Below are 15,391 nucleotides of genomic sequence, written 5' to 3'. Positions count from 1 at the left end.
CGAGCGCGCATGACCGACCGGCCCGCCCCCACCCACTGCCCGTACTGCGCGCTGCAGTGCGCGATGACCCTCACCCCGACGGATGCCTCCGGCGCTGCCGCGCCGACCGACGCTCCGCCCGTCACGGTCGCGGGCCGCGAGTTCCCGACGAATCGCGGCGGGCTGTGCAAGAAGGGCTGGACCTCGGCGGAGCTGCTCCGCGCCCCGTCCCGCCTCGGCGCCCCGCTCGTGCGGGGCGCCGACGGCGCCCTGCACGAGGCGAGCTGGGACGAGGCGCTCGACCTGGTGGCCGGCCGGCTCCGCGACATCCGTGCACGCCACGGTGCCGACGCGGTGGGCGTCTTCGGCGGCGGCGGACTCACCAACGAGAAGGCGTACCTGCTCGGCAAGTTCGCGCGCCTGGCGCTCGGCACCAGCCGCATCGACTACAACGGCCGGTACTGCATGTCGTCGGCGGCCGCGGCCGGCAACCGTGCCTTCGGCGTCGACCGCGGCCTGCCGTTCCCGTTGGCCGACCTCGACGACGCCGAGACCATCCTGCTGCTCGGCACGAACGTCGCCGAGACCATGCCGCCGTTCATCGGGCACCTCGCGGGCGCGCAGGCCGCGGGTGGGCTCATCGTCGTCGACCCGCGGCGGACGGCGACCGCGAAGCTCACCGACGACGGGCGCGGCCTGCACGTGCAACCGGCGCCGGGCACCGACCTCCCCCTGCTCCTCGGACTCGCGCACGTCGTCATCGCCGAACGGCTCGTCGACACGGCCTACGTCGCCGAACGCACCAGCGGCTACGACGCGGTGCGGCGGAGCGTCGCCCCGTGGTGGCCCGAGCGCGTGCAGGCCGTGACCGGCGTGCCCGCGACGACGCTGCGGCGCCTCGCACGTCGCCTCGCCAGCGACGGGAGCACCTTCGTGCTCACGGGTCGCGGCGTCGAGCAGCACGTCGACGGCACCGACACCGCCACCGCCGCCATCAACCTCGCGCTCCTGCTCGGGCTGCCCGGTCGTCCCGGCAGCGGCTACGGCACGCTCACCGGCCAAGGCAACGGGCAGGGCGGTCGCGAGCACGGGCAGAAGTGCGACCAGCTCCCCGGATACCGGAAGATCACCGACCCCGCGGCACGTGCCCACGTCGCCGCGGTGTGGGGCGTCGACGCCGACGACCTCCCGGGACCGGGCGTGCCGGCGATCGAACTCCTCGCCTCGCTCGGTCGGCCCGACGGCGTCCACGCCCTCCTCGTCCACGGGTCGAACCTCGTCGTGTCCTCCCCCAACGCGGGCGCCGTGCGCCGCGCCGTGGATGCGCTCGACCTGCTCGTCGTCTGCGACTTCGTCCTCTCGGAGACGGCGGCGCTCGCCGACGTCGTGCTGCCGGTGCTGCAGTGGGCCGAGGAGGAGGGCACCATGACGAACCTCGAGGGACGCGTCATCCGTCGACGCCGCGCGCTCGAGCCGCCGCCCGGCGCCCGCGACGAACTCCGGGTCCTGCACGAGCTCGCCCGCCGGCTCGGCTCCGCGGCCCGGTTCGACACCGACCCCGAGGCCGTCTTCGAGGAGCTGCGCCTCGCGTCGGAGGGCGGCATCGCCGACTACTCGGGCATCGACTACGCGCTCCTCGACTCCGGCGCCGAGGCGTACTGGCCGTACCCGCGCGGCGGCACCGGCACGCCGCGGCTCTTCGCGGACCGGTTCGCGCACGACGACGGCCGGGCGCGCCTCGTCGCCGTGTCCCCCCGGGCGGCGGCGCACCCGGCGCCGGGGCCCGGCGAGGTCACGCTCGTGACCGGCCGGCTGCTCGAGCACTACCAGAGCGGCGCCCAGACCCGCCGGGTCCCCGAACTGCTCGACGCGCAGCCCGAGCTCCGGGCGTCCCTGCACCCGGCGACCGCCGAACGCCTCGGCATCGCGGACGGCGATCCCGTCGAGATCGCCAACAACCTCGGCTCGGTGCACGGACGGGCGCGCCTCACCGCCGACATCCGACCGGATGCCGTGTTCCTCCCGTTCCACTACGGCGACGACCAGGCGGCGAACCTCCTCACGTCCGACGCCGTCGACCCCGTCTCGTCCATGCCCGAGTTCAAGACCAACCTCGTGCGCGTCACGCGCCTCGTGGAAGCCGGAGCCCCCGCATGACCGCACCGCTCAGGATCGTCCTCATCGGCTACGGGCTCGTGGGCGCCCGCTTCGTCGAGGAGCTGCTGCCCGACGTGGCCGCCGGCCGCATCACCCTCACCGTCGTCGGCGGCGAACCCGTCGAGGCGTACAACCGGGTGCTCGTCGCCGAGTACGCCGTCGGCAACACCGACCTCGACGCGATGCTGGTCGGGGACCGGGCGGCCGCCGAGTCGGCCGGCGCGCGCGTGCTCCTCGGCGTCGCCGCCACGGCGATCGACCGCGACGCCCGGGTCGTCCGGTGCTCCAACGGCGACGAGCTCCCCTACGACCGCGTCGTCCTCGCGACGGGGGCCCGCGCCAACACGCCCACGCTCGATGCGGTGGACCGGCCGCGGCGCGACCCGGACTCGCTCCGGAAGCACGCGGCGACCCTCGTCGCGCGCGACGACGCGCTGCCGGAGGGCATCACCGCGCTACGCGATCTGGACGACGCACGGCGGGTGCTCGCGGCGGTCCGCGGACGCCGCCGCATCGTCGTGCTCGGCGCCGGCGTCCTCGGGCTCGAGTTGGCGCTCGCCGCCGCGCACGCGGGCGCGCAGGTCTGCGTCGTGCACCACGGCCCGATCCCGATGCCCCGCAACCTCGACCGCGGCGGCGGGCACGTGCTCCGCTCGGCCCTGCGCCGTGCGGGCGTCACCGTCGTGGCCCACAGTCGCGCGGAGGCGGTCGGCTATCGCACCGAACCCGACGGCACGCGCCGCTTCGACCTGCTGGTCACCGCCGACGGCAAGCAGCTCCGCGGCGACCTCCTCGTGCTCTCGTGCGGCGTCAGCCCGCGCAACGAGCTCGCGACCCTGGCGGGACTGCGCACCGCCACGGGCGTGGTGGTGGGTGCCGACCTGCGCAGCTGGACCGACCCCGACGTGTACGCCATCGGCGACTGCGCCCAGGTCGTCGAGCGCACCCCGGAGACCGCGGGGCGGCGCGACCTTCCCGGGGCGCCGGCGGGACTCGTCGCCCCGGGCTGGCGCCAGGCCTCATGGCTCGCCGCCGTCCTGGCCGACGAGGCCGCGGCACGGGCCGACGGCGTCCCGGTCCCCGACTCCCGGCCGGCGCTGCCCGCCGAGCGCGACGCGATCGTCATGCTGAAGGCCGAGCACGTCGACGTCGTCGCGGTCGGCGACGTCTCCACGGACCCGTGGGACGACGACGCGCTCAGCCCGCGCCGACGGGTCGCCCAGTGGGCCGATCCCGAGCACCTCCGGTACGTGAAGATGGTCACCGAGGGCGGCGTGCTCACGGGCTTCGCCTGCGTCGGCATGCCGCGGACCGCGGCCGAACTGACCCTGCTCTACGACCGCGGCGGCGAACTGCCCGCCGACCGCTCGCTCCTGCTCCGCTTCGACGGTCCCGACGACGACCCTGCCGCCGACGCCGACGCCTTCGCGCCGGACGCCACCGTGTGCTGGTGCAACGGGGTCACCGTGGCCGCGATCGAGGCGTCGCACGCGTGCGGCAACGCGACGGTCGAATGCGTGGGCCGTGATACGCGCGCCGGCACGGGCTGCGGCGGATGCCGCGGCCGCATCGCCGAGATCCTCGCGCGGGCGGCCGAGGCCGACGGCGCCCTCACCGCCTGAGCGTCAGGCGCGCTCGCGGCGCTCGATCCCGATCCCCACTCGCGCGTACCGGTCGAGGACGAGGTCGACGAGCGCCTCGGGCGCGGGCCGCTCGGGCAGGAGGAGCGGATCGGCCACGACGTCCGCGCCCGCGACCTTCGCCTGGTCGTAGAACGTGCCCGGCGCGAGCAGGTAGGGGCAGACGACGATGCGCGCCCCGGGGTGCACCTCGCGGAGCATCTCGATCGCGTCCGGCAGGCGCGGGATCGCCGCCGCGATGAAGCCCGCCGTCACCGGGCGCCCGAGTCGCTGGCCGAGGCGGCGCGAGGTCTCGAAGCACTCGCGCACGGCGCGCGGATCGTTCGACCCCGCGGCCGCGAGCAGGACCGCATCGCCCTCGCGCAGGCCCAGCTCGTCCAGGCGCTCCGCGAGCACGTCGACGATCCGCTCGTCCGGTCCCAGTTCCGCGGCGAGGCCCACGTCGCCGCCCAGCCGGTCGAGCGCGAGCGAGAGGCCGGTGCGCACGTGGAACCCGGCGGAGAGGACGAGCGGCACGATGACCGCGTTCCGCACGGCGGCCGCTTCGAGCGCGGCGCCGAGGTCGGCGTTCCGGGCGTCGACGAACGTGATGGCGACGTCGAGGTCGGGCCGCGTCGTCGCGACGCCGTCGACCAGCCGGATGACGGCCCGGCGGTTGGCCGCGGACGGTGCGCCATGGGTCACCGCGACGAGCCGCAGCGGCGGCGGGGAGCCGGCCCCGACCGGTGCGACCGAGCCATCCGTTCGACCCATCAGGCGACCCCGCTTCCCGGCGGAATCCGCTCGTCGCCGCCGGTTCCGACGGTATGCAGGGCGTGTTTCGCGGAACGGACCCACGTGTTTCCGGCGCGTGAAGAGTGCCTCACGGCGGACTTCGCGAAGGCGGGTCAGGCTGTCGGCTCGGTGCCCTCCGGGGCATCGGGCAGCAGCTCCGGGCGCACCCGCCGAGTGCGTTCGACCTGCTGCTCGCGTCGCCACTCGGCGACGCGGCCGTGGTGGCCCGACAGGAGGACGGGCGGCACCTCGAGGCCTCGCCAGACGGCCGGCTTGGTGTAGCTCGGGTACTCGAGCAGGCCGTCCTCGTGCGATTCCTCGACGAGGCTCTCCGGGTTGCCGACGACGCCGGGCACGAGCCGACCGGCCGCCTCGATCATCGCCATCACGGCGACCTCGCCGCCGTTCAGCACGTAGTCGCCGAGGCTGATGAGCCGCACGCGCATGCGACCGGCGTAGTGGTCGACGACCCGCTGGTCGATCCCCTCGTAGCGCCCGCAGGCGAACACGAGATGCTCCTCGGCGGCGAGCTCGCGCGCGACCCGCTGCGTGAACGGCTCGCCCGCGGGCGTCGGCACGACGAGCAGGGCGTCGGATGCCGCGTCGCCGACGATCGAGTCGAGTGCCTCGCCCCACGGCTCGGGCTTCATCACCATGCCCGCTCCCCCGCCGTACGGGGTGTCGTCGACCGTGCGGTGACGGTCGTGGGTGAACTCGCGCAGGTCGTGCGTGCGCACGTCGATGAGTCCCGTCTGGCGGGCCTTGCCGAGCAGCGACAGGTCGAGCACGTCGAAGAACGACGGGAAGATCGTGACGATGTCGATGCGCACCGTCGGCTCCTACTCGGCGTCGGCGTCGCGCTCGCCGTCAGCGGATGCCGCGTCCGGCGTCTCCGGCAGTTCCTCGAAGAGTCCGGCGGGGGGCGTGACGGTGACGGTACCGGCCTCGAGGTCGACCTCGGGCACGATCGCGGAGACGAACGGCACCATGACCTCGCGGCCGCCGGACCTGACGACCAGGAGGTCCTGTGCGGGCAGGTGGTCGACGTGCGCGACCTCGCCGATCCGCTCGCCGTCGCGCACGACGGCGAGTCCGACCAGCTGGTGGTCGTACCACGCGTCCGGCTCGGACTCCTCGTCGGCGGGCTGGTCGACCCAGAGGATCGCCTTGATGAGCCCCTCGGCGGCGGTGCGGTCGTCGACGCCCTCGAAGAAGCCGACGGGGTGGCCGTTGTACCAGCGGAGCTCCCGGAGCGTCAGGTGCCGGCCGTGCCAGGGCGACGACTCGGGGACCTGGAGGGAGAACTCGGCGCCGGGGACGAACCGACGCTCGGGGTCGTCGGTGTAGAGCTCGAGCTTGATGGCGCCCTTGAGGCCGTGCGCCTTGGTGAGACGACCGACGCGCAGCTGCTGGGGGCGGGGTGCCGCGGTCACGTCAGTCGTCGGTGTCGACGACGTCGACACGGACCCGGCGGCCGTCGGCGAGTGCGGTCACGACGGTGCGCAGCGCCTTGGCGGTGCGGCCGGCGCGACCGATGACGCGGCCGAGGTCCTCGGGGTGCACGTGCACCTCGAGGACCTCGCCGCGTGCGCTCGACGCGGAGGTGACCTTCACGTCGCCGGGGTGATCGACGATCCCCTTGACGAGGTGTTCGAGCGCGGAAGCGAGCAAGGCCTACGCCTCGTCCGACGCGGTCTCGTCAGCGGCCTCGGCGGGCTCCTCGGCCTTCGCCGGCTTCTCGGCCTTGGGCTTGACGACCGACTTCTTGCTGTCGTCGACCTGGTACTCGGCCTTGGGCTCGGCGGTGCGGACGGTGCTCTTGGCGTCCTTGTCGCCCTTGAACTTGCCCCAGTCGCCGGTGAGCTTGAGGATGGCCATGACCTGCTCGGTCGGCTGCGCGCCGACGCCGAGCCAGTACTGGGCGCGGTCGGAGTCGACCTCGATGAACGAGGGCTCCTCGGTGGGGTGGTACTTGCCGATCTCCTCGATCACGCGACCGTCGCGCTTGGTGCGCGAGTCGGCGACGACGATGCGGTAGTACGGGGCACGGATCTTGCCGAGCCGCTTGAGGCGGATCTTGACAGCCACGATTCTCCTGAGATGTTGTGAGGTAGGCGAACTGACAGCCGTGAGCGTGGGGTGCACACCCGGCGGAAGCTCAAAGGTGCCCTGCGCCGCCGGATAGAGGGTCGGGCGGCACAGAACTCGACTGACCATTCTTGCAGATTTCGCCCCGCGACGATAATCGCCGCGGTGCGTGGCAAGATGAGCCAACGCCGCACCCGCGGCCGGGGACGACAGGGGGCTCCCATGCGGATCGAGTTCGCGCGTTCCGAGCGCTCCTCCGTGGGCATCGAATGGGAGCTCGCCATCGTCGAGCGCGGCAGCGGCGAGCTGGCCTCGGTCGGCGACCGCGTGCTGGCCGACCTCGCCGGATCCGACGGCTCGCCGCATCCGTTCATCACCTCGGAGCTGCTGACCAACACGGTCGAGCTCGTCAGCGGCGTGCACGACCGCGTCGCCGGGGCGGTCGACGACCTCACCGCGCAGGTCGCGGAGGTCAGGTCGGTGCTCGACCGGATCGGCGAGTACGAGCTCATCTGCAGCGGCTCGCACCCGTTCAGCCAGTGGTACGACCAGCGCCTCACCGACAAGCCGCGCTACCACAAGCTCATCGAGCGCACCCGCTGGTGGGGCCGCAACATGATGATCTGGGGCATCCACGTGCACGTCGGCATCGAGGAGCGCGACAAGGCGCTGCCCATCCTCGACGGCATGCTCGCGTACGTGCCGCACCTGCAGGCGCTGTCGGCGTCGAGCCCGTTCTGGGCGGGCGTCGAGACCGGGTACGCGTCGAACCGCGCGCTGATGTTCCAGCAGCTGCCCACGGCGGGCCTGCCCTACCCGCTGCCCCACTGGGCGTCGTACGAGCGCTACGTCGACGACCTCGTGCGCACCGGCGTCATCGAGGACCACACCGAGGTGCGGTGGGACATCCGCCCGTCGCCGCGGTGGGGCACGGTCGAGGTGCGCGTCTGCGACGGCGTCTCGTCGGCCGAGGAGATCGGGGCGATCGCCGCGCTGATCCAGTGCCTCGTCGAGTGGATGTCGGACCGCCTCGACGCCGGCGAGACGCTCACAGTGCTGCAGCCCTGGTACGTCCGCGAGAACAAGTGGCGCGCCGCGCGGTACGGCATGGACGCCGAGGTCATCACGGATGTCGCGGGCACCGAGCGGCACGTCGCCGACGACCTCCGCGACCTGCTCGTGACGCTCGCGCCGTACGCCGACCGGCTCGGGTGCGCCGAGGAGCTGCAGCGGATCCGTCGCACGCTCGACGACGGCGCGAGCTACCAGCGCCAGCTCCGGGTGGCGCAGGAGCACGGCGGCGAGCTGACGGCGGTCGTGGCGCACCTCGCGCGCGAGCTCCGCGAGGGCACGGTCCCCCGCGCGAGCCGGTAGCCCGGGGCCGCGGCCCCTACGCCGGGATCCGGCGGGTGCGGATGAGCTCGGCGAACCAGCGCGCGCTGGCCTTCGGCAGCCGCTCGAGCGTGTCGTAGTCGACCCGCACGATGCCGAACCGCTTGGAGTACCCGTAGCCCCACTCGAAGTTGTCGAGGAGCGACCACACCTGGTAGCCGCGCAGGTCGACGCCGTGCGCCATGGCGCGGTGCGCGGCCGTGAAGTGGCGACGGAGGTAGTCGATGCGGTCCTGGTCGTCGACCATCGGCCCGTCGGGGCCCTCCGTCACGACGTCGTCGAACGCCGCGCCGTTCTCGGTGATCATGAGCGGCACCTCGGGGTACGCGCCGTGCAGGGCGATGAGGAGGTCCTCGAGGCCGGACGGGTCGATGTTCCAGCCCATCGCGGTGTACGGACCGGGCTGCTGCAGGAACTCGACGTGCTCGGAGCCCGGCCAGGGGGTCCCGCCCATGTCCTTGTGCCCATCGGCGTTCACGCGCGGCGAGACCCCGTCCCAGAGCCGGACGGTGACGGTCGAGTAGTAGTTCACGCCGAGCAGGTCGATGGGCTGGGCGATCAACTCGGTGTCGCCCGGCTTCACGAACGACCAGTCGGTGACGGCGGCGGTGTCCTCGATGACGTCGGTGGGATAGCCGTCGCCGAAGATCGGGCCGAGGAAGACGCGGTTCGCGAGGCCGTCGATGCGTCGCGCCGCCTCGTGCCCCGTCTCGCCCGAGGGGCGGATCACGTGCAGGTTCAGCGTGATCGAGAACTCCGGGTCGTTCGTGACGACCTCGCGGAGCGCGCGGACCGCGAGCCCGTGCGCGAGGTTCAGGTGGTGCACGGCGGCGAGCGCCTCGGCGCCGTCGGTGTGTCCCGGAGCGTGCGCGCCCGAGCCGTAGCCGAGGTAGGCGGAGCACCAGGGCTCGTTGAGCGTGGTCCAGACGGCGACGCGGTCGCCGAGCCGCTCCCCCACGAGGCGCGCGTAGTCGGCGAACGCCTCGGCGGTGGCCCGATTGGTCCAGCCGCCCTCGTCCTGCAGCGCCTGGGGCAGGTCCCAGTGGTAGAGCGTGGCGATGGGTCGGATGCCGCGGGCGAGGAGTCCGTCGACGAGCTTCTCGTAGAACGCCAGGCCGGCCTCGTTCGCGGGTCCGCGTCCGGTGGCCTGGATGCGCGGCCACGCGATCGAGAAGCGGTACGCCTCGAGGCCCAGTTCGACCATGAGGTCGAAGTCGGCCTCCCACCGGTGGTAGTGGTCGCAGGCGACGTCGCCCGTGTCGTCGTTCCAGACCTGGCCGGGCGTGTGGCTGAACGTGTCCCAGATGGACGGCCCGCGGCCGTCCTCGCTCACGGCGCCCTCGATCTGGTACGACGCCGTCGCCGACCCGAGCAGGAACTCGGGTGGGAACTCGAGACCGGAGTCGCGGTAGTCGGCGTTACCCGTGGTCATGGTCGTCCCCCTGAAGCGATCGTCGGGATGCGGCATCCGCTGCACCACGGATTCACCCTAGTGCGGCGCGTGCGCGAGACGGCTCAGCGACCGAGCAACTTCTGGAGGGCGGCCAGCTCCTCCTCGCTCGGCGCTCCCTTGGCCCCGGCCCCGGCTCCGGCGCCGCCGCCGAGGCCGAATCCCGAACCCGACGCCCCGCCCGGACCCGCCGGCGTGGCGCCCGAGGCGAGCGCGGCGTTCTCGGCGGCGCGCTTGGCGGGGTTGCCCGAACGCGAGCCCGACGACTTCTTCTTGGCCTTGGCCGCCTGGCGCTTGCCGCCGCCGTAGCCGCCCGCGCCCGGGATCGGACCCATGCCCGGCACCTGCGGCACGCCGCCGCGGGCGACGGTCTTCATCATCTTCGCCGCCTGCTCGAAGCGCTGCACGAGCTGGTTCACGTCGGTGACGGTCATGCCGGAGCCCTTGGCGATGCGCAGGCGGCGGGAGCCGTTGAGCAGCTTCGGGTTGCGCCGCTCGGCCGGGGTCATCGACTGGATGATCGCCTCGGTGCGCACGATCTCGCGCTCGTCGAAGTTCTCGAGCTGCTGCTTCATGCCGCCCGCGCCCGGGAGCATGCCGAGCATCTTCTTGAGGGAGCCGGCACCGCGGAGCTGCTGCATCTGCTTGAGGAAGTCCTCGAGCGTGAACTGCTCGGTCGCGAGCTTCTCGGCGACCTTCAGCGCCTCCTCCTCGTCGAAGGCCTGCTGGGCCTGCTCGATGAGGGTCAGGATGTCACCGAGGTCGAGGATGCGGCTCGCCATGCGGTCGGGGTGGAACGGCTCGAAGTCGTCGAGCGTCTCGCCCGTGGAGGCGAAGATGATGGGGCGTCCGGTGACGGATGCCACGGACAGGGCGGCGCCGCCGCGCGCGTCGCCGTCGAGCTTCGACAGCACGACGCCCGTGAAGTCGACGCCCTCCTGGAAGGCCTTGGCGGTCGACACCGCGTCCTGGCCGATCATGGCGTCGATGACGAACAGCACCTCGTCGGGGTTCGTCGCCTTGCGGATGTTCGCGGCCTGCTTCATGAGCTCGGCGTCGACGCCGAGCCGGCCCGCGGTGTCGATGATGACGACGTCGTGCTGGGCACGCTGCGCGTGGGCCACGGCATCCTTCGCGACCCGCACGGGGTCGCCGACGCCGTTGCCGGGCTCGGGTGCGAAGACCTGCACGCCGGCCTGCTCGCCGACGACCTGGAGCTGGTTGACCGCGTTGGGGCGCTGGAGGTCGGCGGCGACGAGCATCGGCGTGTGCCCGTCCTTCTTCAGCCACTTCGCCAGCTTGCCCGCGAGCGTGGTCTTGCCCGCGCCCTGGAGGCCCGCGAGCATGATCACGGTCGGCGGATTCTTGGCGAACTGCAGCCGGCGCTGCTGCCCGCCGAGGATGCCGACGAGCTCCTCGTTGACGATCTGCACCACCTGCTGCGCCGGGTTGAGCGCGCGGTTCACCTCGTCGCCGAGCGCGCGCTCGCGCACGGTCGCGGTGAACGACTTCACGACGTCGAGCGAGACGTCGGCGTCGAGCAGCGCGCGCCGGATCTCGCGGACGGTGCCGTCGACGTCGGCAGCGGAGAGCTTGCCCTTGGTGCGGAGGTTCTTGAACGTCTCGGTGAGACGATCGGAGAGGGTGCCGAACGTAGCCATGATGCGCCCCAGTCTAGATGGGCGCCGCTGGGTCCCGGCTCACCGGCCGCACGGGCTCACCCCTCGAATCGGACGTCGACGATCTCGCGGTCGATGTCGATGGACGCCACGAGGCGGGCGTCGGTGTCCTCCGGCGCCAGGCCGTACTCGAACTCGGCGAACGTGTCGCCGGGCTCGTCGGCGTCGGGTCGCAGGTCGACGCGGCTCAGCGACATGGAGCGGAGCGCGTCGATCTGGCGGTCGCCGGAGTCGCGGCCGATCGCGGCCTCGACCTCGTCGGCCTGCTCGAGCTCGGGGTCGAGCATGGCGGCGAGGAACCGCACGACCGGCGACGCCGACGAGTCGAGCTGGGTGACGAAGGCGCTGCGGAGTTCGTCGTCGGCGAGCTCGAGCTCGCCGACGAGGGTCGCCGCGGCATCCAGCGCCGCGTTCGAGACCGAGTCGGCGTCGGCGTCGAGCACGACCTCGACGCGCTGGTCGCCGTACTCGACGTCCTCCGACCAGTAGTCCCCGATCAGTCCGAAGTAGTCGTGCTCCATCGAGATCCCTTCCTCAGCCGACCAGCTGCTGCGCGAACACGTGCGGAGTGAAGCCCGTGAGGTCGCCGATGCCCTCGCCCTGGCCGATGAGCTTGATCGGCAGGCCCGTCTTCTCCTGCACGGCGATGACGAATCCGCCCTTGGCGGAGCCGTCGAGCTTGGTGAGCACGAGCCCGGTCACGCCGCCGTGGCGGATGAACGCCTCGGCCTGCGCGAGCCCGTTCTGGCCGGTGGTCGCGTCGAGCACGAGCAGCACCTCGCTGATGGGCGCCTGCTTCTCGACGACGCGCTTGATCTTGCCGAGCTCGTCCATGAGCCCGCCCTTGGTGTGCAACCGGCCGGCGGTGTCGATGATGACCATCTCGGTCCCGGTCCGCTTGGCGTACTCGACGGTCTGGAAGGCGACCGACGCGGGGTCCTGGCCCTCGCGCTCGGGGCGCACCACCTCGGCGCCGGCGCGCTCGGCCCACGTCGCGAGCTGGTCGACGGCGGCCGCGCGGAACGTGTCCGCGGCGCCGACGACGACGCTCCGGCCGTAGTTGCGGAGGAACTTCGCGAACTTGCCGATGGTCGTGGTCTTGCCGACGCCGTTCACGCCGACGACGAGCACGACGGCCGGTCGCTCGGTGAGCTTCAACGTCGGGTCGTACTTCGACAGCCGCTCCTCGACGAGCTCGCGCAGCATCCGCTGCACGTCCCTCGGGTCGGTGGTGCGGTACCGCTCGACCTGCGCCTTGATGCGGTCGACGATCTCCTCGGTCACGGCCGGTCCGAAGTCGGCGCGGATGAGCGCCGATTCGAGGTCGTCCCACGTGTCCTCGTCGATCGTCTTCGCGCCGAACACGTTGCGGAGGGCCGCCCCGAGCGACCACGATGCGCGTTCTGCCATGACCACCAGCCTAGGGGCGAGCGGATGCCGCGGCTCGCGTCGCGGCATCAGCCGGCCGTGTGCGGCAGGGACGCGCGCCCGTCATATCGGCGAGCCGACGGCCCTGCAAGGCCTTGTCGGCTCGGCCCGGGTGCGGAAGCATCGGACCCACGCGGAAGGAGACCCCATGCCCCTCGTCGGATTCCACGCCTCCCACGAACAGCTCCCGCCGAGTGCCCTGCTCGACGCGGTCGTCCACGCCGAACGGGCGGGATTCGGCGCCGCCATGTGCAGCGACCACCTCGCGCCGTGGAGCCTGCGGCAGGGCCATTCGGGCTACGCCTGGTCGTGGCTCGGCGCCGCACTGCAGGCGACCTCGTTCTCGCTCGGCGTCGTGACCGCACCGGGGCAGCGCTACCACCCCGTGATCGCCGCGCAGAAGATCGCGACGCTCGGCGAGATGTTCCCGGGCCGGTTCTGGGCCGCCATCGGCAGCGGCGAGCGCATGAACGAGCACGTCACGGGCGAGGGATGGCCCGACAAGGAGGTCCGCGACGCGAAGCTCGCCGAGACCATCGACGTGATGCAGCGACTCCTCGCGGGCGAGGAGGTGGACCACGACGGGTTGATCCGGGTGCACCGGGCGAGGCTCTGGAGCCTGCCCGAGGCGAGGCCGGCGCTGCTCGCGGCCGCGGTCAGCACCGAGACCGCCGAGGAGACCGCGGCGTGGGCCGACGGGGTCATCACCGTCGACCAGGACGCGGACGCGCTGCGCGACTTCATGGAGGCGTACCGCGGTGCCGGCGGGAAGGGCCCGGTGTGCGTGCAGGTGCACCTGAGCTGGGCGCCCACCGACCACGAGGCGCGCGCGATCGCGTACGACCAGTGGCGGCAGTCGCTCGTGCCCGCCCACCTCGCGTGGGAGCTCGAGCAGCCCGAGGACTTCGACGAGCGCACCGCCGATGCGACCGTGGACGACGTCGCGAAGACCCTCCTCGCCTCGTCCGACACGTCGCGGCACCTCGACGCCCTCCTCGAACTGGCGGAACTCGGTGTCGACCGCATCTACCTGCACCACGTCGGCCAGGAGCAGCGCGGGTTCATCGACGCGTTCGGCGAGCACGTGCTGCCGGAGCTGTCGAAGGCCGGCGTCGGCGCGGGCGCGGTGGGCTGATCGCGCGCGCCACCGACCGCGGGGACCTCTGGTGGAAGACCGCCGTCGTCTACTGCCTCGACATCGAGACCTTCATGGACTGGAACGACGACGGCTGCGGCGACTTCGACGGGCTCGCGCAACGGCTCGACCACCTCGCCGAGCTCGGCGTCACGTGCATCTGGCTCATGCCGTTCCAGCCGTCGCCCGACCTCGATGACGGCTACGACATCGCCGACTTCTACAACGTCGACCCCCGGTTCGGCTCCCTCGGCGACGTGGTCGCAGTCATCCGCGCCGCGCGGGACCGCGGGATGCGGGTCATCATGGACCTCGTCATGAACCACACCTCGGAGCGGCATCCGTGGTTCGCGTCGGCCAAGCGCAGCCGGAACTCGCCCTACCGCGACTACTACGTCTGGCGCGACGAGGTGCCGCCGGACCCGCCCGAGAGCGTCTTCCCCGGCGAGGAGGAGGGTGTCTGGGAGTGGCACGAGCCGACCGGCCAGTACTACCTGCACTCGTTCTACAAGCACCAGCCCGACCTCAACATCGCGAACCCGGTGGTGCGCGACGAGATCGCGAAGACCGTCGGATTCTGGCTGCAGCTCGGCATCTCCGGGTTCCGCGTCGACGCCGTGCCGTTCCTCATCGAACCGCCCGACGGCGAGGAGGTCGGCGATCCGCACGAGCTCATGCGCGACCTCCGCCGCTACCTCCAGCGACGTGCGAGCGAGGCGATCCTGCTCGGCGAGGTCAACCTCACGTACGAGGAGCAGCTCGACTACTTCGGCCGCGACGGCGACCCCGAGGAGCTGACGCTGCAGTTCGACTTCGAGGCCATGCAGCGGCTCTACCTCGCGCTCGCCCGCCACGACGCGACGCCGCTCGTCGAGACGCTCGCCCGCAGGCCGCAGCTGGCCCCCGAGAAGCAGTGGGCGAACTTCGTCCGCAACCACGACGAGCTCACGCTCGACAAGCTCAGCGATCCGGAGCGCGAGGAGGTCTTCGAGGCCTTCGCCCCGGAGGAGTGGATGCGCGTGTACGGCCGCGGCATCGTGCGGCGGCTGCCCCCGATGCTCGAGGGCGACCCGCGCCGCATCCGCATGGTCTACAGCCTCATGTTCTCGCTGCCGGGCACGCCAGTGCTGTTCTACGGCGAGGAGATCGGCATGGGCGAGAACGGCGAGCAGGAGAAGCGTCAGGCGGTCCGCACGCCCATGCAGTGGTCGGCGGGCGAGAACGGCGGGTTCTCGCGCGCCGCGCCGCGGAGCCTCGTCGCGACGCCCCCGTCGGACGGGTACGCACCGGAGCACGTCAACGTCGAGGCGCAGATGCACGACCCCGACTCGCTGCTGTCGACCATCAAGGGGTTCGTCGCGCGGTACCGCAGCTCGCCCGAGATCGGGTGGGGGCGCTTCGAGCTGCTCGACACGGGCGAGCCGGCGGTCATCGCGCATCGCATCACCGCCGACCACCTGCGCTTCGCGGCCGTGCACAACTTCGCGCCGCGACCGGTCACGGTGACGCTCGAGTTCGGCGACGTGCCGGAGGGCGCCGTGCTCTCCGACCTGTTCGAGACCGCCGTCGACGAGCTCGACGACCGCGGCCGGGCCGAGGTGCAGCTCGACGCGTACGGGTACCGCTGGTTCCGGATCCTCGCACCGGGCGACCGCCGCCTCACCTGAGC

14 protein-coding genes are annotated in these 15,391 nt (G+C 72.4%); 5 read left to right on the top strand and 9 right to left on the bottom strand.

The genetic code is table 11. From position 1 onward, the window contains the following. Nucleotides 1-9 precede the first annotated feature (9 nt). Together M1L56_RS12360 and M1L56_RS12355 are read left to right on the top strand one after the other, a co-directional pair. Complete coding sequence (locus M1L56_RS12360; protein ID WP_248599471.1) at nucleotides 10-2,136, top strand: molybdopterin oxidoreductase family protein; 2,127 nt, start codon at nucleotides 10-12, stop codon at nucleotides 2,134-2,136. After that, nucleotides 2,133-3,758: an NAD(P)/FAD-dependent oxidoreductase gene (locus M1L56_RS12355; RefSeq protein ID WP_248599470.1), complete on the top strand. Its 1,626-nt coding sequence runs from the start codon at nucleotides 2,133-2,135 to the stop codon at nucleotides 3,756-3,758. Before M1L56_RS12360 ends, M1L56_RS12355 begins: the two co-directional genes overlap by 4 nt. A 3-nt stretch (nucleotides 3,759-3,761) precedes the next feature. Here the strand turns inward: M1L56_RS12355 and M1L56_RS12350 are convergent, their stop codons facing one another. The 5 genes from M1L56_RS12350 to rpsP all read right to left on the bottom strand — a co-directional run bounded on the left by M1L56_RS12350 (nucleotide 3,762) and on the right by rpsP (nucleotide 6,638). Next, nucleotides 3,762-4,529, bottom strand: coding sequence for a sirohydrochlorin chelatase (locus tag M1L56_RS12350; RefSeq protein WP_067950535.1), 768 nt, complete (start codon nucleotides 4,527-4,529; stop codon nucleotides 3,762-3,764). 134 nt (nucleotides 4,530-4,663) lie between these two features. Beyond that, the gene (trmD, locus tag M1L56_RS12345) at nucleotides 4,664-5,380 is read right to left on the bottom strand and encodes a tRNA (guanosine(37)-N1)-methyltransferase TrmD (RefSeq protein ID WP_067950537.1); all 717 of its coding nucleotides are present in this window, start codon (nucleotides 5,378-5,380) and stop codon (nucleotides 4,664-4,666) included. Between the two features lie 9 nt (nucleotides 5,381-5,389). Further along, nucleotides 5,390-5,983, bottom strand: a complete 594-nt coding sequence (rimM, locus tag M1L56_RS12340) for a ribosome maturation factor RimM (protein ID WP_248599469.1) — start codon at nucleotides 5,981-5,983, stop codon at nucleotides 5,390-5,392. A gap of 1 nt (nucleotide 5,984) precedes the next feature. Next, the gene (locus M1L56_RS12335) at nucleotides 5,985-6,221 is read right to left on the bottom strand and encodes an RNA-binding protein (protein ID WP_067950541.1); all 237 of its coding nucleotides are present in this window, start codon (nucleotides 6,219-6,221) and stop codon (nucleotides 5,985-5,987) included. 3 nt (nucleotides 6,222-6,224) lie between these two features. Next, nucleotides 6,225-6,638: a 30S ribosomal protein S16 gene (gene rpsP, locus M1L56_RS12330; protein WP_067950543.1), complete on the bottom strand. Its 414-nt coding sequence runs from the start codon at nucleotides 6,636-6,638 to the stop codon at nucleotides 6,225-6,227. A gap of 222 nt (nucleotides 6,639-6,860) precedes the next feature. Here rpsP and M1L56_RS12325 point away from each other — a divergent pair, with 222 nt between their 5' ends. After that, nucleotides 6,861-8,012 carry a glutamate--cysteine ligase gene (locus M1L56_RS12325; RefSeq protein WP_248599468.1) on the top strand — a complete coding sequence of 384 codons (1,152 nt, stop codon included), beginning with the start codon at nucleotides 6,861-6,863 and terminating at the stop codon, nucleotides 8,010-8,012. A 16-nt stretch (nucleotides 8,013-8,028) separates the two neighbouring features. On the opposite strand, the gene M1L56_RS12320 is transcribed toward M1L56_RS12325, so the two are convergent. The 4 genes from M1L56_RS12320 to ftsY all read right to left on the bottom strand — a co-directional run bounded on the left by M1L56_RS12320 (nucleotide 8,029) and on the right by ftsY (nucleotide 12,569). Continuing rightward, entirely contained in the window at nucleotides 8,029-9,462 is a 1,434-nt protein-coding gene (locus tag M1L56_RS12320; protein ID WP_248599467.1) for a GH1 family beta-glucosidase, read from the bottom strand. A gap of 83 nt (nucleotides 9,463-9,545) precedes the next feature. Further along, the gene (gene ffh, locus M1L56_RS12315; protein ID WP_248599466.1) at nucleotides 9,546-11,141 is read right to left on the bottom strand and encodes a signal recognition particle protein; all 1,596 of its coding nucleotides are present in this window, start codon (nucleotides 11,139-11,141) and stop codon (nucleotides 9,546-9,548) included. A gap of 56 nt (nucleotides 11,142-11,197) precedes the next feature. Beyond that, entirely contained in the window at nucleotides 11,198-11,680 is a 483-nt protein-coding gene (locus M1L56_RS12310) for a hypothetical protein (protein WP_248599465.1), read from the bottom strand. Nucleotides 11,681-11,693: 13 nt separating this feature from the next. Beyond that, the gene (ftsY, locus tag M1L56_RS12305; RefSeq protein ID WP_067950551.1) at nucleotides 11,694-12,569 is read right to left on the bottom strand and encodes a signal recognition particle-docking protein FtsY; all 876 of its coding nucleotides are present in this window, start codon (nucleotides 12,567-12,569) and stop codon (nucleotides 11,694-11,696) included. Between the two features lie 166 nt (nucleotides 12,570-12,735). On the opposite strand from ftsY, the gene M1L56_RS12300 reads away from it, so the two are divergent. Further along, nucleotides 12,736-13,722 (top strand): TIGR03885 family FMN-dependent LLM class oxidoreductase, encoded by a 987-nt coding sequence (locus M1L56_RS12300; RefSeq protein WP_248599464.1) that lies wholly within the window; start codon nucleotides 12,736-12,738, stop codon nucleotides 13,720-13,722. Nucleotides 13,723-13,796: 74 nt separating this feature from the next. Then, nucleotides 13,797-15,389: an alpha-amylase family protein gene (locus M1L56_RS12295; RefSeq protein WP_248599463.1), complete on the top strand. Its 1,593-nt coding sequence runs from the start codon at nucleotides 13,797-13,799 to the stop codon at nucleotides 15,387-15,389. Nucleotides 15,390-15,391: the final 2 nt, after the last annotated feature.

Source organism: Agromyces sp. C10 (assembly GCF_023217995.1).
In the GTDB taxonomy this organism is placed as follows: Bacteria; Actinomycetota; Actinomycetes; order Actinomycetales; family Microbacteriaceae; genus Agromyces; species Agromyces indicus.
Note: the sequence above shows the minus strand (reverse complement) of the source record. Positions and strands in the feature narration are given on the sequence as shown.